24 protein-coding genes are annotated in these 22,677 nt (G+C 69.5%); 15 read left to right on the top strand and 9 right to left on the bottom strand.

What is annotated here, in order from left to right:
* Nucleotides 1-374 precede the first annotated feature (374 nt).
* Nucleotides 375-1,247: a hypothetical protein gene (locus IEZ01_RS13410; RefSeq protein ID WP_229832916.1), complete on the bottom strand. Its 873-nt coding sequence runs from the start codon at nt 1,245-1,247 to the stop codon at nt 375-377.
* Between the two features lie 195 nt (nt 1,248-1,442).
* Here IEZ01_RS13410 and IEZ01_RS13405 point away from each other — a divergent pair, with 195 nt between their 5' ends.
* Both IEZ01_RS13405 and IEZ01_RS13400 read left to right on the top strand, forming a co-directional pair.
* A complete protein-coding gene (locus IEZ01_RS13405) occupies nt 1,443-2,282 on the top strand; it encodes an RNA repair domain-containing protein (protein WP_189201827.1) in 840 nt (279 codons plus the stop codon).
* A 180-nt stretch (nt 2,283-2,462) separates the two neighbouring features.
* Entirely contained in the window at nt 2,463-4,538 is a 2,076-nt protein-coding gene (locus IEZ01_RS13400; protein ID WP_373287605.1) for a PIG-L family deacetylase, read from the top strand.
* A gap of 105 nt (nt 4,539-4,643) precedes the next feature.
* On the opposite strand, the gene tuf is transcribed toward IEZ01_RS13400, so the two are convergent.
* From tuf to IEZ01_RS13370, 6 genes are all read right to left on the bottom strand, one after another.
* Complete coding sequence (tuf, locus tag IEZ01_RS13395) at nt 4,644-5,837, bottom strand: elongation factor Tu (protein WP_019888742.1); 1,194 nt, start codon at nt 5,835-5,837, stop codon at nt 4,644-4,646.
* Nucleotides 5,838-5,991: 154 nt separating this feature from the next.
* Complete coding sequence (gene fusA / locus IEZ01_RS13390) at nt 5,992-8,118, bottom strand: elongation factor G (protein WP_019888741.1); 2,127 nt, start codon at nt 8,116-8,118, stop codon at nt 5,992-5,994.
* Between the two features lie 38 nt (nt 8,119-8,156).
* A complete protein-coding gene (gene rpsG, locus IEZ01_RS13385; RefSeq protein WP_019888740.1) occupies nt 8,157-8,627 on the bottom strand; it encodes a 30S ribosomal protein S7 in 471 nt (156 codons plus the stop codon).
* Between the two features lie 2 nt (nt 8,628-8,629).
* Nucleotides 8,630-9,001: a 30S ribosomal protein S12 gene (gene rpsL, locus IEZ01_RS13380; protein ID WP_003948652.1), complete on the bottom strand. Its 372-nt coding sequence runs from the start codon at nt 8,999-9,001 to the stop codon at nt 8,630-8,632.
* A gap of 293 nt (nt 9,002-9,294) precedes the next feature.
* Nucleotides 9,295-10,008 (bottom strand): hypothetical protein, encoded by a 714-nt coding sequence (locus tag IEZ01_RS13375; RefSeq protein ID WP_019888739.1) that lies wholly within the window; start codon nt 10,006-10,008, stop codon nt 9,295-9,297.
* A gap of 242 nt (nt 10,009-10,250) precedes the next feature.
* Nucleotides 10,251-10,688 (bottom strand): helix-turn-helix domain-containing protein, encoded by a 438-nt coding sequence (locus IEZ01_RS13370; RefSeq protein WP_189201826.1) that lies wholly within the window; start codon nt 10,686-10,688, stop codon nt 10,251-10,253.
* 209 nt (nt 10,689-10,897) lie between these two features.
* On the opposite strand from IEZ01_RS13370, the gene IEZ01_RS13365 reads away from it, so the two are divergent.
* The 3 genes from IEZ01_RS13365 (at nt 10,898) to IEZ01_RS13355 (ending at nt 12,439) form a co-directional block, all read left to right on the top strand.
* A complete protein-coding gene (locus IEZ01_RS13365) occupies nt 10,898-11,185 on the top strand; it encodes a WhiB family transcriptional regulator (protein WP_052185675.1) in 288 nt (95 codons plus the stop codon).
* A 307-nt stretch (nt 11,186-11,492) separates the two neighbouring features.
* The gene (locus IEZ01_RS13360; protein ID WP_019888736.1) at nt 11,493-12,236 is read left to right on the top strand and encodes a hypothetical protein; all 744 of its coding nucleotides are present in this window, start codon (nt 11,493-11,495) and stop codon (nt 12,234-12,236) included.
* On the top strand, nt 12,233-12,439 hold the full coding sequence (locus IEZ01_RS13355; RefSeq protein WP_019888735.1) for a MerR family transcriptional regulator: 207 nt from the start codon (nt 12,233-12,235) through the stop codon (nt 12,437-12,439). Before IEZ01_RS13360 ends, IEZ01_RS13355 begins: the two co-directional genes overlap by 4 nt.
* A 98-nt stretch (nt 12,440-12,537) precedes the next feature.
* Here the strand turns inward: IEZ01_RS13355 and IEZ01_RS13350 are convergent, their stop codons facing one another.
* Nucleotides 12,538-12,822, bottom strand: a complete 285-nt coding sequence (locus tag IEZ01_RS13350) for a hypothetical protein (RefSeq protein ID WP_028797847.1) — start codon at nt 12,820-12,822, stop codon at nt 12,538-12,540.
* 363 nt (nt 12,823-13,185) lie between these two features.
* On the opposite strand from IEZ01_RS13350, the gene IEZ01_RS13345 reads away from it, so the two are divergent.
* From IEZ01_RS13345 to IEZ01_RS13330, 4 genes are all read left to right on the top strand, one after another.
* Nucleotides 13,186-13,593 carry a phage tail termination protein gene (locus IEZ01_RS13345; RefSeq protein ID WP_019888732.1) on the top strand — a complete coding sequence of 136 codons (408 nt, stop codon included), beginning with the start codon at nt 13,186-13,188 and terminating at the stop codon, nt 13,591-13,593.
* 141 nt (nt 13,594-13,734) lie between these two features.
* Nucleotides 13,735-14,346 (top strand): phage tail tube protein, encoded by a 612-nt coding sequence (locus tag IEZ01_RS13340; protein WP_019888730.1) that lies wholly within the window; start codon nt 13,735-13,737, stop codon nt 14,344-14,346.
* 103 nt (nt 14,347-14,449) lie between these two features.
* Nucleotides 14,450-14,740, top strand: coding sequence for a hypothetical protein (locus IEZ01_RS13335; RefSeq protein WP_019888729.1), 291 nt, complete (start codon nt 14,450-14,452; stop codon nt 14,738-14,740).
* A 65-nt stretch (nt 14,741-14,805) separates the two neighbouring features.
* A complete protein-coding gene (locus IEZ01_RS13330) occupies nt 14,806-15,144 on the top strand; it encodes a hypothetical protein (RefSeq protein ID WP_019888728.1) in 339 nt (112 codons plus the stop codon).
* 19 nt (nt 15,145-15,163) lie between these two features.
* On the opposite strand, the gene IEZ01_RS13325 is transcribed toward IEZ01_RS13330, so the two are convergent.
* Nucleotides 15,164-15,820, bottom strand: coding sequence for a hypothetical protein (locus IEZ01_RS13325; RefSeq protein ID WP_189201825.1), 657 nt, complete (start codon nt 15,818-15,820; stop codon nt 15,164-15,166).
* A 41-nt stretch (nt 15,821-15,861) separates the two neighbouring features.
* On the opposite strand from IEZ01_RS13325, the gene IEZ01_RS13320 reads away from it, so the two are divergent.
* The 6 genes from IEZ01_RS13320 (at nt 15,862) to IEZ01_RS13295 (ending at nt 22,674) form a co-directional block, all read left to right on the top strand.
* Nucleotides 15,862-16,794 (top strand): hypothetical protein, encoded by a 933-nt coding sequence (locus tag IEZ01_RS13320; protein WP_189201824.1) that lies wholly within the window; start codon nt 15,862-15,864, stop codon nt 16,792-16,794.
* Between the two features lie 24 nt (nt 16,795-16,818).
* On the top strand, nt 16,819-18,018 hold the full coding sequence (locus IEZ01_RS13315; protein WP_019888724.1) for a hypothetical protein: 1,200 nt from the start codon (nt 16,819-16,821) through the stop codon (nt 18,016-18,018).
* Nucleotides 18,015-19,304 (top strand): phage tail tape measure protein, encoded by a 1,290-nt coding sequence (locus IEZ01_RS13310; protein WP_189201823.1) that lies wholly within the window; start codon nt 18,015-18,017, stop codon nt 19,302-19,304. Before IEZ01_RS13315 ends, IEZ01_RS13310 begins: the two co-directional genes overlap by 4 nt.
* 67 nt (nt 19,305-19,371) lie before the next feature.
* Nucleotides 19,372-20,307, top strand: coding sequence for a phage distal tail protein (locus IEZ01_RS13305; protein ID WP_189201822.1), 936 nt, complete (start codon nt 19,372-19,374; stop codon nt 20,305-20,307).
* A gap of 49 nt (nt 20,308-20,356) precedes the next feature.
* Nucleotides 20,357-21,559 carry a hypothetical protein gene (locus tag IEZ01_RS13300; protein ID WP_189201821.1) on the top strand — a complete coding sequence of 401 codons (1,203 nt, stop codon included), beginning with the start codon at nt 20,357-20,359 and terminating at the stop codon, nt 21,557-21,559.
* Between the two features lie 8 nt (nt 21,560-21,567).
* On the top strand, nt 21,568-22,674 hold the full coding sequence (locus IEZ01_RS13295; RefSeq protein WP_019888720.1) for a hypothetical protein: 1,107 nt from the start codon (nt 21,568-21,570) through the stop codon (nt 22,672-22,674).
* Nucleotides 22,675-22,677: the final 3 nt, after the last annotated feature.

Below are 22,677 nucleotides of genomic sequence, written 5' to 3'. Positions count from 1 at the left end.
CGCGGTCGGGCGTGTCGCAGTCCCTCTACGAAGAATTCCCGAAGGATTTCCCAACCAAGGGGTGCGGGCCCTGACGACCGCGTGCCGGGGGAGAAACACCCACCGGGTGCCTGGTCGGCACCCCGCTGACGCTTCCCGGAAGATTCCCGTACGTCCGCCCCTTAACAGGGGCGACGAGTACTGTGGGACTCGCTTCCGGTCCTCCCGGCGGGAGACGCGCAGCATCGGCACTCAACCGAGCAACCCCGACAGTCTGCCATACGGGGCCATGCGGCCGCCAATCGGGGCGGAAGACTGTACCCCACGTCACGTGGGGGTACACGCGGGGTTCGCTCAGCGTGGCTCCGAGTCGCGTCCCGGCACCCCGAATTCCGTCAGGTTCGGGAGCTCGTGGCGCACTCCTGGGGGAGGGCGGCGAGGCTCTTGCTGCGGTCGTACGGGTCGACGACCTGGCCTTCGGAGCCGGGGTCGGGATCGGCGACGAGGTCTTCGGTGAACTCGGGGCGGAAGAAGCCGGCGGCCGGGCGGTCGCAGGCGCTGTTGCCGGCGTTGGAGCTCCAGGCGACGACCGAGAGGCTGCCCTTGGTGACCACGTAGCGGGCCGGGTCGGGCAGGGCGAAGGTGATCTCCCGGCGGACGATCGTCCGGGCCACCTCGTCCGCGCCGGGACGGGTCTTCACCAGGGGGTAGACGAAGGTGTAGTCGGTGTGGACGAGCACCTCCCCGGCGCGCTCGCCCTTCTCGACGGTCATCCGTCCGCGCGTCTTGACGACCTGTCCCACGGGGCGGACCTCGGCCGGGTCGAACCGGCTGAAGAGCAGGGTCGGGTCCTTCTCCTCGGTGGGGGTGACCAGCGCCTTCTCCATGACGGAGAGCACGTCCGGCTGCTCGGGGTCCAGCAGCTCCAGAGCCGCGGTGGGCCGACCGCCCTTGACGGTGACCGGATCGATGTTGGCGGCGACAAGGAAGGTCTTGACCGTGCGCAGCGCATCGGCGACCTGCGCCTTCGACATCCAGCCGACGGCCTTGGCCGGCGGTGCCTGGATGCCGGCGGCCCCGTCGGCCCAGGCGGCGGCCGGCGAACCCTTGAACGGCTCCTTGAGCGTCGGCCGGTCGGGGATCACCTCCTCCGGCGGCGCCTGCGAGGGCCGCGCGGTCTCCGCGGCGAGCGGCTCGGGGGCCAATCCCTCCCGCCCGGGTATCAGATCGGGCCGCAGCACCAGCACGGCGAGCCCGACCGCCACCACCCCGAACGCCGCTCGGGCCGTCCGTACGGTTCCGGATGTCCCCTGCTACCTCATGTCCCCACCCCTTGTTCTGCGGAGCCATGACAGGAATCGGCCCCGCTTGTCGCGCGCAGGAGCGTCTCATACCGCCTGGTGAGAGCCCCGCGCGGGCCTCGGGAAGCGGCAGGCGTGGGACCGTGGAGGAGGAGGCGTCCGATGCGTACCAGTGACGAGATCTACCACCGGGTCCTGTGGGATCCCCGCTTCGATCCGGACCGGTTCGTGATGGGGATCGGCCAGCGGGGCGCGCCGCCCGCGCGGATGCCGCTGGGGGACTTCGAGCCCGGTGGGGAGATTCCCTGGCATCGGGTGCTGTTCTTCGAGGCGGACGGGGAGGTCGTCTGGGACCGGGCCGCCGGGGTGGACCGGATGGACAAGAGCGGGGCCGGGCGGGTGCCGGGTGTCGTGGAGCCGCGGCGGGAGGGTGCGGGCGAGGTGCTAGCCGTGCGGCCGACGTCCCGTACCGCGGTCGCCTGGATTCCGCCCGACCGGCTGTGGCCGCTCGTCCAGCACATCCGGCGGGACCACGACCGCCAGATCCACCGCTGGCCGCCGCATGTCAACGTCCTCTTCGGCTTCGTACCGGAGTCCGACTTCCCGCGGGCCGCCCCGCTGCTGTCCGCCGCGGCCACCGAGGCTCCGCCCTTCACGGCGCGGCTGGAGGGCGTGCACTGGTTCGGGCACCGGGACGACGCCACGGTCTGGCTCGACCCGGCCGCCGCGGGCGACGAGCCCTGGGCGCGGCTCCGCCAGGCGCTGGAGTCCCGCTTCCCGCTCTGCGTGGGGCGCTCCGGGGGCTTCACCCCGCATCTCTCCCTGGGCCGGTCCCGCGACCCCCAGCGGCTCGCCACTCACTGCGAGGACCTGCTGCCCCCCGCGTCGGTCCGGATCACCGAGCTTGTCCTGCTCTCCCGCCGCGCGGAGGAGCCGATGCGGGTACGGGCGACGCTGGCCCTGGGCAGCGGTGAGCTGCGGTGGAGGCCCGAGGAAAGCTGAGCCGGAAGTGACGCGAAATTCGCGTTCCCCAGGCAACCTGCTCCCCTTCCGGGCCGTCTAGAAGAGCGCGGCCCGGCCCCTCGACCGGCCAGGGCCCGCCTTTGGGGATCAGGGGTAACGCAGCAGGGGGGCGTGGTCACGCCGGACGCTGCGGGGGAAGCGGACGGAGCTGGCGTACAAGTGAAGAAGACACCTGTGTCCGGGCTGCGTGCTGCCCTGCGCCGCCGCAGCGTGCTCGCGTCCGCCGCGGCGCTCGGCGTGGCCGGCCTCGCAGGGTGCTCGGTGCCCGCCCCGCGGCGGCGCGGGCCGATGGCCGATCCCGCTCCGGGCCTGCCGATCGCCAGCGCCCGCCACGCTCAGCTGATGCAGATAGCCGCCCACCCGGACGACGACCTGTACTTCATGAACCCGGACACCCAGCGGATGCTGGACGGCGGGATACCCCTGGTGTCGGTCTACGTCACCGCCGGTGAGCACGACGGCAAGAACCACATACCGGGGAAGCCCGACACCCCCGCCGACCAGCCCGCCTACTCCTCCGCCCGGCACCAGGGCCTGCGCCAGGCGTACGCGACGCTCCTCGGCCTCGACAAGTTCACCCCCTGGCAGAAGGGCGTGATCACGCTCGCCGGGGACCGCAAGGCCGAGATCAACACCCTCACCAACGGCACCCGCCGGGTCGAGCTGATCTTCCTGAACCTGGCGATGCACGCCCCCCGCCGCTACATGGCCCTCCCGGCGCTGTGGAAGGACCGGGCGCTGGGCCTGCGGACCGTGGTCGCCGCCGACTCCCCCGTCCGCCGCGCCGACACCTACGACTACGACCAGCTCATCAACGTGCTGGTCGGGCTGATGGAGCGGTACCGCCCGACCGTGATCCACACGCTGGATCCGGACCCGGACATCCAGCACAGCGACGAGGCGACCCGCAAGAAGGACAGCGAGCAGCCCGGCTACTCCGACCACGGCGACCACACCGCCGTCGCCTGCTTCAGCTGGGCCGCGATGGTCCGCTGGGTCGCCGACGCCAGCACCGGCGGCGGCACCGTCCCGGCGTTCACCGCCACCGCCTTCCGCGGCTACTACAACCGTCACTGGCCCAAGAACCTCCCGCCGCAGACCCTCAAGGAGAAGGCGGCGCACCTCGTCCCGTACGGCGGCGATCCGGCCTGGGAGTGCGGCAACGCCTCGGGCTGCGGCGACTACATGGTCGGCGGCGTCCGCCCGCTCACCAACAAGAAGGGCTGGGTACGGGCCACCCACTACCGCTACCCGAGCGCCGGACCGGTCGCGGCCACCGAGACGGACGGCAGGCTGTCGGTCTACGGCGTCCTCGGGCTGCGCGCAGTGCGCTGGCGGGAGACCGAACCGGGCAGCGGGCAGTGGACGGAGCCGGACGACCTCGGCGGCGGGCCGCTGGCGCCCGCCCTGGGCGCGGCGACCCTCGAGGACGGGCGGAAGCTGCTGTTCGGGCTGCGGTTCGAGGCCCTCGGCGGTCACGGCGGCGCGAACAAGCGCGAGATCGTCTGCCTGGAGCAGCGCTCCCCCGGTGGCGCCTTCCTGCCGTGGAAGGGCCTGGGCAATCCGGAGCGCGGCGCCGACCGGGGCCGGCGCATCGGTGTGCCGGTGGCCGTGGCGGGCTCCGACGGCCGGGTCCATCTCTTCGTACGCAACGCCGACAAGGGTCTCTCCACGCGCGTACGGGACACCTCGGGTGTCTGGGGCGGCTGGCGCGACCTCGGCGGCGAGGAGGTCCAGGACGGGCTGTGCGCCGTGGTCGACGCGGCCGGGCTCGTGCATGTCTTCGCGGCCGGCCGGGAGTCGGTGCACCGCTGGTCGCAGAAGACCGCGCGGGGGCCGGTGGAGTTCGCCTCCGACGCGGGGCTGCCGCTCCCCGGCGACCCGGTGGCCGCGGTCCCCTCCGGTGACTCGCTGGCGCTGTTCTACCGGCGCCCGGCGACCAAGGAACTCGCCTCGGTCCGGGTCGGCGGCGGCGGCTCGACGCCTGCCACGCGGTTCGACGGGTACGGGCCGGTGGCCGCGGCGGCGGTGCCGGGCGGGACCGTCCTTCTCGGCAAGGATCTGCGGGGCCGCGTCCAGCTGCGCCGGGACGGCCGGCTGCATACCCGTACCCAGGGCACCGTGGCGCTGGAGACCGCCGCCCTGCACGTACGCGGTACGACGGTCACCGCCGTCGGTCTCGGTCCGGACGCCCAGCCGTGGGCGTGGGCCCCGGCCTCGGGGACGGCCGGCTGACGTCTTTCGCATGGCCCGGCCGGGACATGCGAAAGGACCCCGCACCTCTCGGTGCGGGGCCCTTTGCTTGGTGCTCAGCGAGCTACCAGGTCAATCACCAGGAAATTACTTGGTGATCTTGACGACCTGGCCGGCGCCCACAGTCCGGCCACCCTCACGGATGGCGAACTTCAGGCCCTCCTCCATGGCGACCGGCTGGATCAGCTGGACGGTCATGGAGGTGTTGTCGCCCGGCATGACCATCTCGGTGCCCTCGGGGAGGGTCACGACGCCGGTCACGTCCGTGGTACGGAAGTAGAACTGCGGGCGGTAGTTGTTGAAGAACGGGGTGTGACGGCCACCCTCGTCCTTCGACAGGATGTAGGCCTGGGCCTCGAACTCGGTGTGCGGCGTGACCGAACCGGGCTTGATGATGACCTGGCCGCGCTCGACGTCCTCGCGCTTGATGCCACGGAGGAGCAGACCGACGTTCTCACCGGCCTGGCCCTCGTCGAGCAGCTTGCGGAACATCTCGATGCCGGTGACCGTGGTGGTGGTCTTCTCGGTCTTGATACCGACGATGTCGACGGTCTCGTTGACCTTGAGGACACCACGCTCGATACGGCCGGTGACGACGGTGCCACGACCGGTGATCGTGAAGACGTCCTCGATCGGCATCAGGAACGGCTTGTCGACGTCACGCTCGGGCTGCGGGATCGCCTCGTCGACGGCGGCCATCAGGTTCAGGACCGACTGGCCCCACTCCTTGTCGCCCTCGAGCGCCTTGAGCGCCGAGACCTTTACGACCGGCAGGTCGTCGCCCGGGAACTCGTACTCGGAGAGGAGCTCACGGACCTCGAGCTCGACGAGCTCCAGGATCTCCTCGTCGTCCACCATGTCGGCCTTGTTCAGGGCGACGACGATGTACGGAACGCCGACCTGGCGGGCCAGGAGCACGTGCTCCTTGGTCTGCGGCATCGGGCCGTCGGTGGCGGCGACCACGAGGATGGCGCCGTCCATCTGCGCGGCACCCGTGATCATGTTCTTGATGTAGTCCGCGTGACCGGGGCAGTCGACGTGCGCGTAGTGACGCGACTCGGTCTGGTACTCGACGTGCGCGATGGAGATGGTGATACCGCGCTGGCGCTCCTCAGGAGCCTTGTCGATCTGGTCGAAGGCCGAGGCCTCGTTCAGGTCCGGGTACGCGTCGTGCAGCACCTTGGTAATGGCGGCCGTGAGGGTCGTCTTACCGTGGTCGATGTGACCGATGGTGCCGATGTTGACGTGCGGCTTAGTCCGCTCGAACTTCGCCTTCGCCACTGGGGTCCTCCTGTGGAGTGGTTCTGAACGCCTTGCTTCATCGGCGCCAGGTGATCTTTGCTGGAAAGCCCGGGGCCCGGGGCACTCCGCCACTGTTGTGTCGGAATGCCCCAGCAGGCTCCGGAGTCAAGCCTAAAGCGTGAACTCGGGTGAGTTACTCGCCCTTGGCCTTCGCGATGATCTCCTCGGCGACGTTCCGCGGAACCTCGGCGTAGGAGTCGAACTGCATCGAGTAGCTTGCGCGACCCGACGTCTTGCTGCGGAGGTCGCCGACGTAGCCGAACATCTCCGAGAGCGGCACCAGACCCTTGACGATCCGGGCGCCCATACGCTCCTCCATGGCCTGAATCTGACCACGGCGGGAGTTGATGTCGCCGATGACCTCGCCCATGTAGTCCTCGGGCGTGGTGACCTCAACGGCCATCATCGGCTCGAGCAGCACGGGGCTGGCCTTGCGCGCGGCCTCCTTGAAGGCCTGCGAACCGGCGATCTTGAACGCGAGCTCGGAGGAGTCGACCTCGTGGTAGGCACCGTCGATGAGGATGACGCGGACGCCAGTCATCTCGTAGCCGGCCAGGATGCCGAACTGCATGGCCTCCTGCGCACCCGCGTCCACCGAGGGGATGTACTCCTTGGGGATGCGGCCACCGGTGACCTTGTTCACGAACTCGTAGGAGGCGTCGCCACCCTCGATCGGCTCGATCGCGATCTGCACCTTGGCGAACTGACCGGTACCACCGGTCTGCTTCTTGTGGGTGTAGTCCACGCGCTCGACGGCCTTGCGGATCGTCTCGCGGTACGCGACCTGGGGCTTGCCGACGTTGGCCTCGACCTTGAACTCACGGCGCATACGGTCGACCAGCACCTCGAGGTGCAGCTCGCCCATACCACCGATGATGGTCTGGCCGGTCTCCTCGTCCGAGTGAACCTGGAAGGAGGGGTCCTCCTCCGCGAGACGCTGGATGGCAACACCCAGCTTCTCCTGGTCACCCTTGGACTTGGGCTCGATGGCGACCTGGATGACCGGGGCCGGGAAGTCCATGGACTCCAGGATGACCTGGTCCTTCTCGTCGCACAGCGTCTCACCGGTCGTGGTCTGCTTCAGACCCATGACGGCGATGATGTCGCCCGCGCCCACCGACTCGATCTCCTCACGCTTGTTCGCGTGCATGCGGTAGATCTTGCCGATGCGCTCCTTCTTGCCCTTGACGGAGTTCATCACGGCAGTGCCGGACTCCAGGCGGCCCGAGTAGACCCGGACGAAGGTGAGCTTGCCGAGGTGCGGGTCGCTCATGATCTTGAACGCCAGCGCCGACAGCGGCTCGTCGTCGGACGGCTTGCGCTTGACGACGACCTCCGCGTCCTTGACGTCGTGGCCCTCGATGGCCTCGACGTCCAGGGGCGACGGCAGGTAGCGGATGACCGCGTCGAGCAGGGGCTGAACACCCTTGTTCTTGAACGCGGTACCACAGAACACCGGGGTGACCGTGGTGTCGCTGGACTTGCCGGAAGCGATCGTGATGCGGCGGATGGCCGCGTACAGCTGCTCCTCGGAAGGCTCCTGGCCCTCGAGGTACAGCTCCATGATCTCTTCGTCGTTCTCGGCGACCGTCTCGAGCAGCTTGCCGCGCCACTCGTCGGCGGCCTCGGTGTGCGTGGCCGGGATGTCGACGACGTCGTACATCTCGCCCTTGGCCGCTTCGGCGGACCAGACCAGGGCCTTCATGCGGACCAGGTCCACAACGCCCTTGAAGTCGGCCTCGGCACCGATCGGAAGCTGCATGACGATCGGGGTCGCGCCGAGGCGGTCCGAGATCATGTCGACGCAGCGGTGGAACTCCGCGCCGGTCCGGTCGAGCTTGTTGACGAAGCAGATGCGGGGCACGCCGTAACGGTCGGCCTGACGCCACACCGTCTCGGACTGCGGCTCCACACCGGCAACACCGTCGAACACGGTCACGGCGCCGTCGAGGACGCGGAGCGAACGCTCCACCTCGACGGTGAAGTCCACGTGACCGGGAGTGTCGATGATGTTGATGGTGTGATCGACGTCCTCGAGCGGCCAGTGACAGGTCGTCGCGGCGGACGTGATCGTGATGCCGCGCTCCTGCTCCTGCTCCATCCAGTCCATCGTGGCGGCGCCGTCGTGGACTTCACCGATCTTGTACGAAACACCGGTGTAGAACAGGATGCGCTCGGTGGTCGTCGTCTTGCCCGCGTCGATGTGGGCCATGATGCCGATGTTGCGCACCTTGGCCAGGTCAAGCGAAGTGGTAGCCATAAGGCTTCAGTCTTCTCTCGGTCTCGATGTGGGTGCGACTACCAGCGGTAGTGCGCGAAGGCCTTGTTGGACTCGGCCATCTTGTGCGTGTCCTCACGCTTCTTGACCGCAGCGCCGAGACCGTTGGAGGCGTCGAGCAGCTCGTTCATGAGGCGTTCGGTCATGGTCTTCTCGCGGCGGGCGCGGGAGTAACCCACGACCCAGCGCAGCGCGAGGGTGGAGGCGCGACCGGGCTTGACCTCGATCGGCACCTGGTAGGTGGCGCCACCGACACGGCGGGACTTGACCTCGAGCGCCGGCTTGACGTTCTCGAGGGCGCGCTTCAGCGTGATGACCGGGTCGTTGCCGGTCTTCTCGCGGAGGCCTTCCATGGCGCCGTACACGATCCGCTCGGCGGTGGAGCGCTTGCCGTTCAGCAGGATCTTGTTGATGAGCGAGGTCACCAGAGGAGAGCCGTAGACCGGGTCGATGATGACCGGGCGCTTCGGGGCGGGGCCCTTACGAGGCATTCTTACTTCTCCTTCTTGGCGCCGTAGCGGCTGCGGGCCTGCTTGCGGTTCTTGACACCCTGGGTGTCGAGGGAACCGCGGATGATCTTGTAACGAACACCCGGCAGGTCCTTCACACGGCCACCACGCACGAGCACGATGGAGTGCTCCTGCAGGTTGTGTCCCTCACCCGGAATGTAGGCCGTGACCTCGATGCCGGAGGTCAGACGCACACGCGCGACCTTCCGCAGGGCCGAGTTCGGCTTCTTCGGGGTGGTCGTGAACACACGCGTGCAGACGCCGCGGCGCTGAGGGGAACCCTCGAGTGCGGGCGTCTTGTTCTTCTCGACCTTGTCCTGCCGGCCCTTACGGACCAGCTGCTGGATCGTAGGCACTACTTCTCCGGTTTCTGTGTGCCGTGTAGTAAAGCTAACCTGGAACGTTGCCGACCCACGCGGTCGGGTGTGTCGAATGCTGCGGATCCCCGCCCGAAGGCGAAAAGGGCGCAGATTACGGCGGCCGTTGGCGACTCGCCGTGCGGTTGAAGACACGCACGCGAGCCCAGGCACACCCCAGGCACAAGGTCTGAGCGTACCTATCGCATGGACTCCGGTCAAAACAAATGCCCGCGCGCAGCGGGCCCGGCCGACCTCGGCAGACGCGCCCGGACGCGGTCCGCGCGCGGGCCTCAGACCACGTCGTCGTCCGGCGCCCCGGGGGCCGGGGGGCGGTTGGCGGACGGGTCGCGCCTTGGTCGCGGGAGACCGCTGAGCCTGGGGATGGTGGGCACCTTCGAGCGGCGGCTCTTGGGGACGAAGCCGGGCGGGGTGCTCCGTGGGGCCTCCGAGGCGCCTGTGGCGTCTGTGGCGCCCGTGGTGGACGAGGCCTGGGATGCAGCGGCTGCGTCGCCGTCGCCGGCTCCCGTGGCGGCCTCTCCGGCCGGGGGCGAAGGGGACTCCCCCGGGCTCCCCGGACCCGCCGGTCCTGAGGGGTCGCTGCCGACGTCGTCACCGGGCGCGCCCGTCGGCGTACGCCCCTTGGGGAAGGGGATGACGGCGGCCTGGCCCGGGATGCGGTCGACGAGCCGCAGTGTGCGGGCAGGCGTCAGCCGCGCCTGCTCCAGGGCGGGGGTGAAGTGGGCGGCGGCGTCGCGCCAGCCGTTGGCGTACGCGGTGTACTCCCGGCGTTCGATCTCCTCGCGGAGCACGACGGCGACCTCGTCGGGGGCATGGTCCTCCAGCAGTCTGCCGAGTAAAGCCAGGAGGCCGGGGAGGTCGTCCGGCGGTATCCGTGCGTCTTCCCCGCCCGGCGGATGGTCGTCGACCGGGGCGGGGCCCGGTGCGCCGTCGGCGGCGTCGCGACTGTCGCCCGAGGGCAGGGAGCGCTCGTTGCCCTCGGCCATGCGTATTTCTCTCTCGCGTCCCATCGCTGCCAATCCCGCCCATGGCGTCGGAGGCACACTTCGGCGACGCGTCCGGCCTGGCGGCGCCGGCGTGTGCGGCTCTTGGGGGGTGTACAGCCTGTGTAAGTGTGGGGGGACAGGCCGTGACAGTTTACTGGGACCCGAGGGAGGCGGCCGTTCCGGACGCCCTTCCCCGTACGCCGCCCTCGGGGCGGGAGCGCCCGGCGCGTGAAGCGGAGCGGTCAGTCCTTGGCGAGCGATTCGCGGCGGACCGGAGACGCGGACAGGAACTGGCCCGCGACCTTGATGAACATCTCCCGCTGGTCGGCGGGTACGCCGAGCCCGGCCGCGGCCTCCTCCAGCGTCATCCGGCGCTCCCCCGCGTCGGCCGGGGACGCGGCGGCGACCCGCGGCAGCGGCAGGTCGTCCTCGGTCAGCCGGCCGGACCGGATGAGCATGTCCCGCACCGGCACGTCCAGGACGTGCGCGAGACGGCGGGTCGTCTCCAGGTCCGGCATGCTCTGCCGCTGCAGCAGGCGGGTGATGGCGGCGCGGTGCACCCCCGCTTCGTCCGCGAGGCGGGACTTGCCACCGCCGCGCGGGCTGTCGATGTCGTAGCCGCGACGGCGAATCAATTCCTCGATCCAGGCGGCGAACTGTTCCAGATCACTGGCGGTCATGGCTGGTCGCCTCCCTCCAAAGCGATGCCCAGCTTATCGCGCTTGCGCGCACGGAATTACGTGCTCCTGCGCGCGCACGGTGTCGATTCCGCGAAGGTGGCGAACTTTTGAGTTGCGTGCGAGCGCGCAACATGCCAGTGTGCGTGTTCGCAACCGCCCTTCGGGGCGGTACGAGTCGTCCGATCGCCGCCCGAGACAGGAGCGCCGCCATGCCGTCCGCACCAGCCCTGCCGTTGTCCGAGGTCGTGGAGTTCTTCGGCTGGCGGGCCGCCGCCGCGTGCTCGGGGCTGCCCCCGCAGGTGGTCTTCAGCAAGCGGGAGAACGAGGCCCGGCCTGCGCTGATGGCCTGTGAGCGGTGCCCGGTGGTGCGTCGCTGCGAGGAGGCGGTGGCCCCGGCGGAGAGCTTCTTCGACGGGGTGAGCGCCGGGCGTCTGTGGCGCAACGGCCGTCCGGTCGTCCTCAAGGACGCCCGGCGGCGAGCCCGTGGCGCGGCATGACGGCCACCCCCGCCGGTTCGTTGCGCCTGCGCGCGCATGCCGTTTGAGCCGTACGGCATCGCGTGCGCACGAAATGACTGAATACGTACTAAGGACTACGCCAGAGGCTCGCTCCACAACGCCCTGTGACGTAGACGCGTCTCGTACGGGTCATGCCTCGCCGGCCGACTTCACCTCCGCTTCACCACAGCCGCACCTGCCGCACCTGGGAGGCACCTTGTCCACGCCAGCCGCATCCGCATCAGCAGCAACCGAGCCCGCTTCTGTTCCCTCGCCTTCCCCCTCGCCCTACCCCTCCGGATCCGACGTGAAGACCGACCTGAAGACCGTGCGGGATGCCGCCCTGTGGATCGAGGCGCTCCTCAAGCAGTTCCCCGAGCTGCTGACCGAGCTGGCCCCGGGCCGCCCGTCCGCCGCCCCCGGCGAGCGGCGCGCGCCATCCCCCGAGCTCGACCGGCGCATCCGTGAGGAGAGGCGGGACTCCCTGCTCGCCCAGCAGCGGCACGGCACGGCCGTACCGGGATACTCGGCCGCCCCACTGCGGCTCCATGTCTCCGACGCCATCCGGGACATCACCGACGGGGTGATCGAGCTGGACGAGGCCGTCCACGACAAGCTGGGCCTCGGCCGCCCGCGCCACGCGCGCGTGCCGCAGCGGCTGATGCGGATCGCCGGTCTCCTTGCCCAGGTCGCCGCCCATCCGGCGCTGGCCGCGCACGTACGGGACGAGTCCCGGCGGATGGCCCGGCGGTGCGCCCGGGTGCTGGGCGACTCGGAGACGATGGTCCGCGTGCGGGGCCGCTGCCCGTGGTGCGACTCGGTCTCCCTGCGGGCGTTCCCGGCCCGGCGCGCGGTGCTGTGCGTGAACCCGGCGTGCCGCTGCGCCGACGAGGAGTGCGACTGCCGTACGGATCCGGCGTACCGGCACGTGTGGCACGAGGGCGACTGGGAGGCCCTGGCGGGCGCCGCCGGGGCGGACCGCGCCGAGATCGACGCGTCGATGGACGAGTCCGCCACCCCCCTGCGTTCGAACGAAGGAGCCCGCCGATGACGATCCTCGCCGCCGACACCCTGATCAACGGCGCCCTTGCCGCCACGGAGGCCGGAGTCGTGCCCGCCACGATCCGCAAGTGGGTCCAGCTCGGTCATCTAATACCGGCCGGACGTCAGGGCCGGGCACAGCTGTACCGGCTGGAGGACGTGTTCGCCGCGGAGCGCGCCACGCGGCGCAGGCCCGTGGAGAAGAGGCCGTAGAAGGAGCAGGGACGTACGGGAAGAGGACGTACGGGAAGAGGCGGTCGCCCCGAGGGGCGGCCGCCTCTTTCGTATGCCGTGCGGTCCCGGTCTCACGGTCACCCGTCCCCTTCGGGTCGTATGTGCACCACCCGCGCGCCGCCGGGTTCGGGACGGCCGGCCCCGATGTGGGCGACCGCCTCCTGCCAGCCGCCGGTGAAGCCGCGCATCTCCGCCTCGACGGCGATGCGCGCGCCCACCTTGCCGACGACGGCGGTGAGGGTCCGGGCCATGTCTCCTGTGTAGGTCCCGGCCTCCCCCGCCTCCGCCGCGACCTCGACGGCGGCCGCGACCACATCGGTCAGCCGCTCATGAGCACTGCCGGCACTCCTGACCACGCGCACCTGCCGTTCCCTGTCCGCACAACGAGCTGACATCGACTCACCGCACCTATCGAATCTCTGTTCGAAGTATCGAGAGTAACGCCCCGTGGCCGCGTGACACCACTCCAAAGACATATGCCGAGTGCGCTCTCGCACGCACTAGTTGCGCTCTCGCACGATCTGAATCACAATAGGTGCACCGGCGGAGCTGTGCCCGCATCCCTCCAAGGGCCCGGCTCCGCCGCCTCGCGTCCGGGCGGTGCCCCGCAGGCCCCGCGCGCCGGCGGCCGGCTCCCTCCCCAGGCCGCCTCCGGCGCGCCGAGTGCGCCGCGGGCACCGCCCGTACGCCGTCAGCCCCCGTACGAACAGGAGTGATTCCCCGTCATGAGCTCAGCCCCGAGCACCTTCCCCGATGTGGAGGCCATCGTCGTGGACCTCCTCTCCGACCGTCCGGAGCTGGCGGGCGCGATCGTGGACGAAACCCCGCCGGCCGGCTTCAACGGCACCCAGCGGGCCGTGATCGTCTCCCGCCGCGGCGGCGCCTGGATCGACGATCTCCACATCGACCGGCCCATGATCGAACTGGAGGTGTACGGCCCCGACAAGACGGCCGCGCACGTCCTGGCCAACGCGGCCCGCGCGGTGCTCCTGCAGAGCGCCGGCACGGTGTTCGGCACCTCGGTCATCACCGACGTCGCCGAGGCGGACGGCCCTCGCTGGCTGCCGGACTACGTCTACACCGCCGCGAACCGCTACCTCTGCGTGATCCAGCTCTCCGTCCGTACGGGCTGACGCCCCGCCCGTACGCCACGGACCGTACGGGCCCTCTTCCGGCCCGTACCCACAGACCAGGCCTCGCCGATCCCGGCGGGGCCTTTGCCGTACCCACGGCACCCACCGATGCACCACACCATCCCTTTGAAGGAGCACAACATGGCAGGCAACTCCGCGTCCGAGATCCGCGTCGCAGGCACCGGACGTGTCCTGGTCGCCCCGCTGGGCGCCGCCCTCCCGACCACCTTCTCCGCCAACCCCTCCACCGACTGGGGCAGCAGCTGGGTGGACCTCGGGTACACCACGACCGACGGCGTGACCTTCTCCAAGAAGGACAAGCTCGACCCGGTCGAGACGTGGCAGTCGATCAGCCCGGCGCGGTTCGTCTACTCGGACCGTGACCTGACGCTGAAGTTCTCGATGCTGCAGTTCAACGAAGACACGCTGCCCTTCTTCATGGGCGGCAGCAAGGCCGACATCGTCTCCGGCGGCACCTCCAACCCGGGCGTCTTCACCTTCGACGTCCCGGACGGTCCGACCTTCGACGAGCGCGCCCTGGGCCTGGAGTTCACCGACGGCACGAACGTGACGTACCGCTTCGTCATCCCGCGCGGCCAGGTCACCGCCACCGACGACATCAAGCTCGCCCGCAAGGCGGCCGCGTCGCTCGGTGTCACCTTCACCGCGCTGTCGGCCGGTGACGGCGAGCCGCTCGCCACCTTCGTCATGAAGGACCCGGCGTACGCGACCGCCACCGCGCCCACCGCCTAAGCACCACCCCGCGCCGGGGCGGAAGCCCCCGTGGCCCCGCCCCGGCGCACCGCTCCACATGCACAGCCTTCACATCTGAGTCGCAGAGATACGGAGACATCCCATGGCCTCGTTCAACGTCAACGCCGCCCGCGCCCAGCGCCTGGAGGCCCTCGGCACGCACTGGTCGTTCGAGCTGGACGGCGAAACCTTCGAACTGCCGACCGAGCTCACCCGTGGTGCCGCCGGTGGGCTGAAGGACCTCGACGACAACGACGTCGACGGACTGCTCCGCCTGCTGATGGGTGAGGAGCAGTTCGCGCGCTTCGGGAAGCACGAGGTCACCATGCAGGACATCGCCGCCATCCTGGAGGCCTACGGCAAGGAGACCGGGCTCGGCCTGGGGGAAGACTGAGCCTCGACGCGTTCGTCACCGAACACGCCGAGGCCCTCGAGGCCGATCTGCTCCGGCACTACGGAGTGGACCTGCTGGACTGGTACCGGGGCGGGCTCTCCTCACGCCGGCTCGCGGTGCTCGTGAAGCACATGCCGCGCGACAGCGCCGTCTGCAGGGAACAGGACGGCGAGGCGGCGGAATGGTCGGTCACCGACTATCTGCTGGCCGCCCTCGTCGACCACATGGCGGCGGCGAACTGGATGTTCGCCTCCGTGCACTCGGACGAGGACTCCGACCCGCCTGAGCAGCCGGTCCCGGTCCCCCGACCGGGCGACCGGGAGCGTCAGGAACAGGCGCAACAGGCGCAACCGGAGGAGGCGGGGATCCCGGACCCAGCGGAACTGGGCCGCTTCTTCTCCTGAGTCATGCCCCGTGCCGCCGTCAGCCCAGCGACTTCTTCCGCCACCGGGAGAAGCGCCGGGCGACGGCGCGGTGGCTCCAGTCGGCACCGAAGTACACCGCGAGGTTGGGCAGTACACGCCCGCGATACAGGCCTTCCTGGGTCCAGAAGACTTCGCCGATCGCGTGCTCCCAGCCGAACAGCTGCCAGAACGCCGCGTGCTCGCCGGCGTCACGGATCGCCAGGACCATTTCCTCCTGGCCGAGCATGGTGTCCAGCTGAAAGATCACCAGAGGCGGTTCCGGCATCTCCTGGAGCATGGCGATCACCTGTCGCAGCGCTCCTCGCGGACGGCTGGACGAGGACTGCCCGGCCGCGAATGTCTGCTCCACGCGATTGGCCGGGCGCCTGTCTCCGAGGAAAGCCAGGCCGGTGTTCGCAATTGTCGCCCATTCATCGGCCCATTCCTCCACCGAGTCCGGCTCCACATGCGTGCGTACGACGATGCCGTCCTCCGCATGGCTGCCGTCGGCCGGATCGCCGTACAGAAGGACATCGACCCCAGCGCCCGGAGAGAACTTGTCGGCGACCCGGAGAGCCTGTCGGGCATGCCATGTCATTGCGTACTCGTGAGGCCCGAAGTATCTCGGAAGCGCGGTGGAGAGCGCCAGAACTACCGGCGCTGCGGCGGAAGTCATGCGGAGCACCATACCCTCACTGATCCCCCAGGAGAACCCGTATGGACGGATCCAGAAGCCTCAAAGAAATAGACAAGGACCTCGCCGTCCTCGAAGACGACAAAAAGAAGGACCCGAATTACAAGGAGATCCGGGAGTCCTACAGCAGAATTTCCCGGTCGATCACCGAGCTGAGCACCTCCCAGACCGGCATCAGCAAGACCATCAACGGCATCAGCGACACACAGAACAAGATCAGCAAGACGGTCAACGGGATGAGCTTCACCCAGGCCGGCATCAGCAAGACCGTCAACGGCATCAGCTCGACGCACAACGACATAAGCAAGACCGTCAACGGCATCAGCATCACCCAGAACGGCATCAGCAAGACCGTCAACGGCATCAGCATCACCCAGAACGATCAGAGTCTGACCGTCAACAGGTACAGCAAGACGGTCAACGACATGAGCGTCACCATCAACAACATGAGCCTTACCCTCTCCAAGTTGAGCGGTACGGCTTCTTACGCCTCCGTCACAGCGACCGCCGCCGCCGCGAGCTTCGCCGCATTGTCCATCGGCATTTCCCTGATCAAGGTGGATGAAAAGGGAATAACCATTCTCGGGGTGACTCGGGAATTCGTGTGGACGAACAAGCTTCTCGACAAGTGGGAGAAGTTCGCCCGCGAAAAGTGGAAGTGGATGGAGAACAAGTCCCAGCGAGAGAACCGGCTGGCTGCTGAGGCCGCGGAAAAGGAGGAGAAGAAGCAGCTCGACGATCTCAAGGAAGACGTAAGGAAGATCAAGGAGGCCCTCAGGCGTGCGGGTCAGTCCGCACAGACCCAGCGAACCAGGGAGTCCAGCCGGTTCAGCGGCGGCACCAACACGCGCGGCCTCGACACCACCAGCACCCTCGGCCCCACGGTCCGGGGCGTCGCCTCCGACGTCCGCATTCTCCGCAGCGCCGTCCACGAACTCGCCACCGCCTTCGCCTAACCGCGCATATCCCAAGGAGTCGCCATGTCGCTCGCTTCGGCAGCAACACGGGCCTCGGGCTCACTGAAACAGTTCAAGACCCAGGCCGACGCCTCGGCCCGCGCGGCCCAGAGCATCGGTCAGGGCGCCCGCACCGGGCAGAGCGGACTGACCGGACTGCGGTCCGCCGCCCAGGGCTCGACCCGTGAACTCAACAACCTCAAGTCCGCCGCCGACAAGGCCGACAAGTCCCTCGCGAAGGCCGGGAAGACCGGCACCACCAGCGGCAGCAAGATCGGCAACTTCAAGAAGGGCGCCGACAACGCCTCCAAGGGCATGAACGGCCTCAACAAGTCCATGAAGGGCAACTTCATCGCCCGGCTCATGGAACTGTTCATGCCGCTCATCGAGAAGGTGGTCGAGATGGCCACCCGCTCGAAGACCATGCAGAAGGTCCTCAAGGTGGCGTTCGACGCCATCAAGAAGGTCATCTCCTCCGTCATGAAGGCCATCGGGCCGATCATGAAGGCCGCCGGCAAGCTGATCAAAACGGTCTGGGACGGCATCAAGAAGGCGATCACGGTCGTCGTCAACGCCGTGTCCAAGGTGATCAGCACGACGTTCAACGCCATCAAGAAGGTCATCACCTCGGTGATGAACGGCGTGAAGTCCGTGATCTCCAGTGTCTGGAACGGCATCAAGAAGATCATCATGCCGGTCGTCAACTGGATCAAGGACGTCGTCCCGAGGGCCTTCACCGCCGTCAAGGACAAGCTGTCCAGCATCTGGGGCGGCCTGAAGGACATCGCGGGCAGGGCCTTCGACAAGATCAAGGGCGCCGTGAAGGGCCCGATCAACGCCGTCATAGGCCTGATCAACGGCGCGATCGGCAAGCTCAACGGCATCAAGGTCTCGATCCCCAGCTGGGTCCCCTTCGTCGGCGGCAAGACCTTCGGCGTCAGCCTGCCGAAGATCCCGCAGCTCGCCCAGGGTGGTGTCGTCCAGCCCCGCCGCGGCGGTGTCCACGCCATCGTCGCCGAGGCCGGTGAGGCCGAGGCCGTGCTGCCGCTGTCCAAGCTCGACCGGCTGCTGCGCCACACGGCCCGCGCGGCCCGCGCCCAGGCGGTCAACGCCGGGGCCGGCGCCACGCACGGCTTCCAGATCGAGAACTACTACGAGGCGTCCTCCAGCGACCTGCGGGAGACCGCCTCCGCCCTGTTGTTCCTGTCCAAGGCACGCGGATGAGTACGGCGGTCGCCGGGCCCGACGCCCTCGGGCTCGAACTCCGGAGCCTGACCCGGGCCTTGCAGCCCTTCCGCGGACAGATCCAGCCGGTCGCGCGCGCTCTGCGGAGCCTGAAGAGCGCCCCCGGCCGAGCGGCCACGGGCCTCGGCACGATCCGCTCCGGCGCCTCCTCCGCCGCCACCCAGCTCAAGCAGATCCGGAACCGGGCGGACGGCGCGGGCAAGTCGCTCACCAAGGTCGGCCGCACGGCCTCCACCGCCGCGAACGGCATCAAGAACGGCGGCTCGAAGACCAAGGGCGCGGCGGCGGGGCTGGTGTCGCTCGTTGCCGGCGCGGCCGGATTCGACAGCATCGCCGGCCTCCTCGGCCAGTTCATCGGCCCGATGTCCCAGGTCATGACCGTCCTCGGGATCGGCCTCGGCGCAGCCGCGGCCGCCATGACGGCCGCCAACGTCGCCATGCGCGCGAACCCGCTGGGCTTCCTCGCCGGAATCATCGTTCCGGTGCTGGCCGCGATCATCGAGTACGCCATGAACACCGAGACCGGCCAGAAGATCATGAAGCAGGTCTTCGACCACGTCCTGAAGATCTTCCAGCAGATCCTGAAGTTCCTCGGCCCGGTCGTCACCTTCTACGGCACGATCATCGGCACGTACTTCAAGGCCATGGGCGTCATCATGACGACCGTCGTCGAGGTCGTCGGCGCCGCCGTCTCCGGTGACTTCGGCAAGGCCAAGGGCGCCATCTCCCGGGCCACCGAGGCGCTCAGCAACCTCGTCCGGCGGCCGTGGAACGCGTTCAAGACCGTCATCCAGCCCGTCCTGGACTGGATCACCAAGAAGATCCCCGAGCAGTTCACCAAGGTGAAGGACGCCACGTCCAACACCCTCGGCGGCATCGGGGACTTCATGTCCACCGGCCTGCAGACGCTCGCGGGCGTGATCACCGGCCCCATCAAGGGCCTGATCGCCTTCGCCAACTGGGTCATCGACGGACTCAACAGCCTCAGCGGCGAGTTCCTCGGCAAGAAGTTCGGCGTCGAGCTCGACAAGATCCCGCAGCTGGCCGAGGGCGGCATCGTCGACCCCTCGCGCGACAACGCCTCCGCCGTACGGCCGCTGTCCTCGCTGGACCGGCTGCGCCCCGCCGAGGCCGGACACCGGGCGAGCGGCACCCCCCGCCCGCCCTCCCACCGCGCCCGACTGCACACCTACCGCGAACCGGAGGGCCGCAGCGCCCTCGCCATCGCCGAGGACCTGCTGTTCCTGCACCGGACCGCGGCATGACCACGGACTCTCCGCGGGCTCTCCGCGGGCTGAGCGCGGCCTGATGAAAGTGAGGTGACGGCCCGTCATGGCCGAGACCACAATCGCATACACGGACGAGACCGCACCCGGCTCACTGATCACCCGCGACGGGCAGATCCAGTGGGCCGGACTGCTGATGGGCCCCGGCACTCCGTACGAGATCGACCGTTCCGGCATCACCGGCTGGGACGACCTGCCCACCCTCGACACGGGTGACGTGCCCCGCCCCGACCAGCACGGCGCCTGGCCCGGCGCCGTCTGGGCGCAGCCCCGGCTCGTCACCGCCACCGTCTGGCTCTCGCCGGCCACCCTCGCCAAGGCCCTGGACACCAGCCTCGCCTTCCGCGCGGCCACCGGACCCGAGGGCGGCGAGCGCTGGCTCGCGGTGCGGCTGCACGGCGAGACCCTCGCGGTACGGGCCCGGGTCAGCCGCCGGGTCGTGCCGCAGGACCGGGCGTACGTACGGCACGGCCTGGGCAAGGCCAGCCTGCAGTGGACGGCGACCGACCCGCGCCGCTTCAGCACCACCCTGCGCGAGGGCCAGGCCGTCCTTCCGATACCCGAGCCCGGCCTGACCTGGGACAACGAGACCGGCAGCGGGCTTCCGTGGCCGCTGGACTGGGGCGGGGACGCCGAGGCCGGCAGTTTCACCGCCGTCAACGAGGGCGGCGCGGCCGCGCACCCGCTGATCGAGTTCCGCGGTCCCGTGCGCCGACCGACCCTGAGCCGGCTCAGTGACGGCCGCCAGCTCCAGTACGACATCGCGCTCGGCGCCGGTGAGGTCCTCACCGTCGACACCGAGGCGGGCACGGTCCTGCTCAACGGCACGGCGTCCCGGCTCTACACGGCGTCCCCGGCCTCGGCGCCCGAGCAGCTGTTCCGGCTGGAGCCCGGGCCTACCACGCTCGCCTTCCGCTCCGACGACGCGACACCCGACCCCGGGGCCTCGGTCACGGTCCGCTGGCGCGACTCCCACTGGTGACCGGCCCCGCAGCACCGACTTCCCGCACCGCATATTCCAGGAGGACCTCATGCCCGTACGCAGCGCATGGCTGATCAACCGCACCACGACCGACACCGGCCAGTCCCGCACCGACACCCGGCTCGCCCCCACCGGCACCATGGCCCCCACCGGCGCCCTGACCAGCACCTCCGGCATCATCCCGGGGTCGAAGGACGGCCGGTACGTCATGGACGCCCTGTACGTCTACGGTGACACCGCCGGGATGACCGCGAACGTCGCCCCGGGCCGGGCCGTCATCCAGGGCCCCGCCGCGGCCGGCGCCTACCCGGTCGTGCTCACCGACTACACCCAGATCACCTTCGACGACGGCGACGCCAACAACCCGCGCGTCGACCTGGTCCTGCTGCGGGTGTACGACGCCCAGTTCGACCCGGTCTCCGGGCGCACCGAGGCCGTCCTGGAGATCCTCAAGGGCGCCCCCGAGCCCAACCCCACGCCGCAGCCGGTCCCGGAGGGCGCCCTGGCGCTGGCCCAGGTCACCGTCCCGGCGGGCGCGTCCGTCGGCACCGGCGGCCTGGACTGGTCCAAGGCCGTCTACGACATGCGCCACACCACCGTGGCGGCGGGCGGCATCCTCGCCGAGTCCTGGAACCGCGACACCAAGGGCGGCTACACCGGCCAGTACCGCGACAACGCCACCCAGCTCCAGCGCTGGGACGGCACCCGCTGGGTCTCCTACCCACGCCACATCGGCGGCATCGCCCCGCAGGGCACGCTGGCGAACGGCGAGTACGTCGGTCAGTACCGCGACGAGGGCGGCAAGCTGCAGCGCTGGGACGGCACGGTCTGGCGCCCGGTCGTGCCCGCGACCGGCTGGGCCTACAACAACGACGGCGGCTACTGCAAGTCCGTCACCTGGGTGGAGACGATCGTCGACACGACGGGGCCGGGCATCTCGACCTCGTTCACGACGCCGGTCTCCGGCGCGGTGCTGATCACGGTCGGCTACCACGGCAGCAACCCGCTCGACACCGGCTGGTCCCGGATGTCGGTCAACGTCCGGCTGAACGGCGCCGTCGTCGTCCCCGCCGACGAGCAGCGGGCGGCCATGGCCACCGGCAAGATGGGCATGTCCGTGACGCACACCTTCCGTGTCACCGGCCTCAAGCCGCACACGGTGTACGACGCCGTCGGCGCGTACATCTCGTCGGCCACCAGCAACAACGCCTGGCTCGACAACCGGTTCATCCGCGTCGACCCGATGCTGTGAGCGGCCCCATGAGCCGAGCCGTCATCACGCCCGCCTACCGGGCGATCTTCTGCGACCTGCGTACCGACCAGGTCCTCGACGTCCTGCCGCTCACGGAGGCCAAGTACGACGACTTCATCGGCAAGTCGGGATCCCTGTCCGCGACCGTCCCGCTGCCCGAGCCGGCCCTCGCCGCGCGTGCCAAGGCGGCTCTGCAGCCCGGCCGTACCGCGGTCTGGCTGGAGCGGGACGGGGACATCTGGTGGGGCGGGGTGCTGTGGACCTGCACCCCCGCCACCGACGAACAGGGCCGGATGACCGTGCAGTTCCAGGCGGGCACCTTCGACTCGTACCTGGACCACCGGATCCTCTCGGCCGATGTGCTGCTCGTCCAGGCCGACCAGTTCGACATCGCCCGCTCCCTGGTGGCGCACGCCCAGGAACAGGAGGGCGGCGACATCGGCATCAGCCTGGGCGCCGAGATGTCCGGCGTACGCCGCGACTTCGCGGCCGGCTACACCGCGCTGGCCCGGGTCAGGGAGCTGCTCGACAAGCTCGCCCAGCTGGCCGACGGCTTCGAGTGGCGGATCCACTGCTACCGCGACGGCCAGGGCCGCCGGGTCAAGCGGCTCCAGCTGGGCCATCCGCGGATCGAGTCCAGCCAGTCGGACATCGTCCTGGACCATCCGGGCTCGATCCTGACGTACAGCCTGCCCACGGACTCCACCGTGCAGGCGAACGTCTGGGTGGCCCGCGGTGAGTCGGACAACACCGACCAGGCGCAGGACTCGCTGCCGCTGACGGTCATGGAATGGGACCGGGACGACCTGATCGGCGGCTGGCCGCGGCTCGAGCGCACCTCGGACCACAGCGGGGTCAAGGACACGGCCACCCTGAGGTCCCTGGCCAAGGCCGAGCTGACGCGCCAGCGCCGTCCCGAGCTCATCCCGGAGCTCACCGTCGTCCTCGACGGCCGCATCACGCCCGCGCTGCTGGGCGCCCGGATCCGGCTGCGGATCCAGGACCTGTGGCACCAGGAGGGGCTCGACACGCAGTACCGGATCGTCGGCCTCGCCGTGAATCCTCCGCAGCGCACCAAGCCGGAAACGGCCACGCTCTACCTGGAAGGGGTGTAACCC

Origin of the sequence: Streptomyces purpureus (assembly GCF_014648195.1) — a bacterium.
Taxonomy (GTDB): domain Bacteria; phylum Actinomycetota; class Actinomycetes; order Streptomycetales; family Streptomycetaceae; genus Streptomyces; species Streptomyces purpureus.
This window is presented reverse-complemented; position numbering and strand designations above follow the sequence as displayed.

Coding starts and splice junctions, on each gene's coding strand:
- IEZ01_RS13405 (WP_189201827.1), top strand. CDS start 1,443: ATGCGTACCAGTGACGAGATCTACCACCGGGTCCTGTGGGATCCCCGC.
- fusA (WP_019888741.1), bottom strand. CDS start 8,118: ATGGCTACCACTTCGCTTGACCTGGCCAAGGTGCGCAACATCGGCATC.
- rpsG (WP_019888740.1), bottom strand. CDS start 8,627: ATGCCTCGTAAGGGCCCCGCCCCGAAGCGCCCGGTCATCATCGACCCG.
- IEZ01_RS13375 (WP_019888739.1), bottom strand. CDS start 10,008: ATGGCCGAGGGCAACGAGCGCTCCCTGCCCTCGGGCGACAGTCGCGAC.
- IEZ01_RS13370 (WP_189201826.1), bottom strand. CDS start 10,688: ATGACCGCCAGTGATCTGGAACAGTTCGCCGCCTGGATCGAGGAATTG.
- IEZ01_RS13365 (WP_052185675.1), top strand. CDS start 10,898: ATGCCGTCCGCACCAGCCCTGCCGTTGTCCGAGGTCGTGGAGTTCTTC.
- IEZ01_RS13355 (WP_019888735.1), top strand. CDS start 12,233: ATGACGATCCTCGCCGCCGACACCCTGATCAACGGCGCCCTTGCCGCC.
- IEZ01_RS13345 (WP_019888732.1), top strand. CDS start 13,186: ATGAGCTCAGCCCCGAGCACCTTCCCCGATGTGGAGGCCATCGTCGTG.
- IEZ01_RS13340 (WP_019888730.1), top strand. CDS start 13,735: ATGGCAGGCAACTCCGCGTCCGAGATCCGCGTCGCAGGCACCGGACGT.
- IEZ01_RS13335 (WP_019888729.1), top strand. CDS start 14,450: ATGGCCTCGTTCAACGTCAACGCCGCCCGCGCCCAGCGCCTGGAGGCC.
- IEZ01_RS13325 (WP_189201825.1), bottom strand. CDS start 15,820: ATGACTTCCGCCGCAGCGCCGGTAGTTCTGGCGCTCTCCACCGCGCTT.
- IEZ01_RS13320 (WP_189201824.1), top strand. CDS start 15,862: ATGGACGGATCCAGAAGCCTCAAAGAAATAGACAAGGACCTCGCCGTC.
- IEZ01_RS13315 (WP_019888724.1), top strand. CDS start 16,819: ATGTCGCTCGCTTCGGCAGCAACACGGGCCTCGGGCTCACTGAAACAG.
- IEZ01_RS13310 (WP_189201823.1), top strand. CDS start 18,015: ATGAGTACGGCGGTCGCCGGGCCCGACGCCCTCGGGCTCGAACTCCGG.
- IEZ01_RS13305 (WP_189201822.1), top strand. CDS start 19,372: ATGGCCGAGACCACAATCGCATACACGGACGAGACCGCACCCGGCTCA.
- IEZ01_RS13300 (WP_189201821.1), top strand. CDS start 20,357: ATGCCCGTACGCAGCGCATGGCTGATCAACCGCACCACGACCGACACC.
- IEZ01_RS13295 (WP_019888720.1), top strand. CDS start 21,568: ATGAGCCGAGCCGTCATCACGCCCGCCTACCGGGCGATCTTCTGCGAC.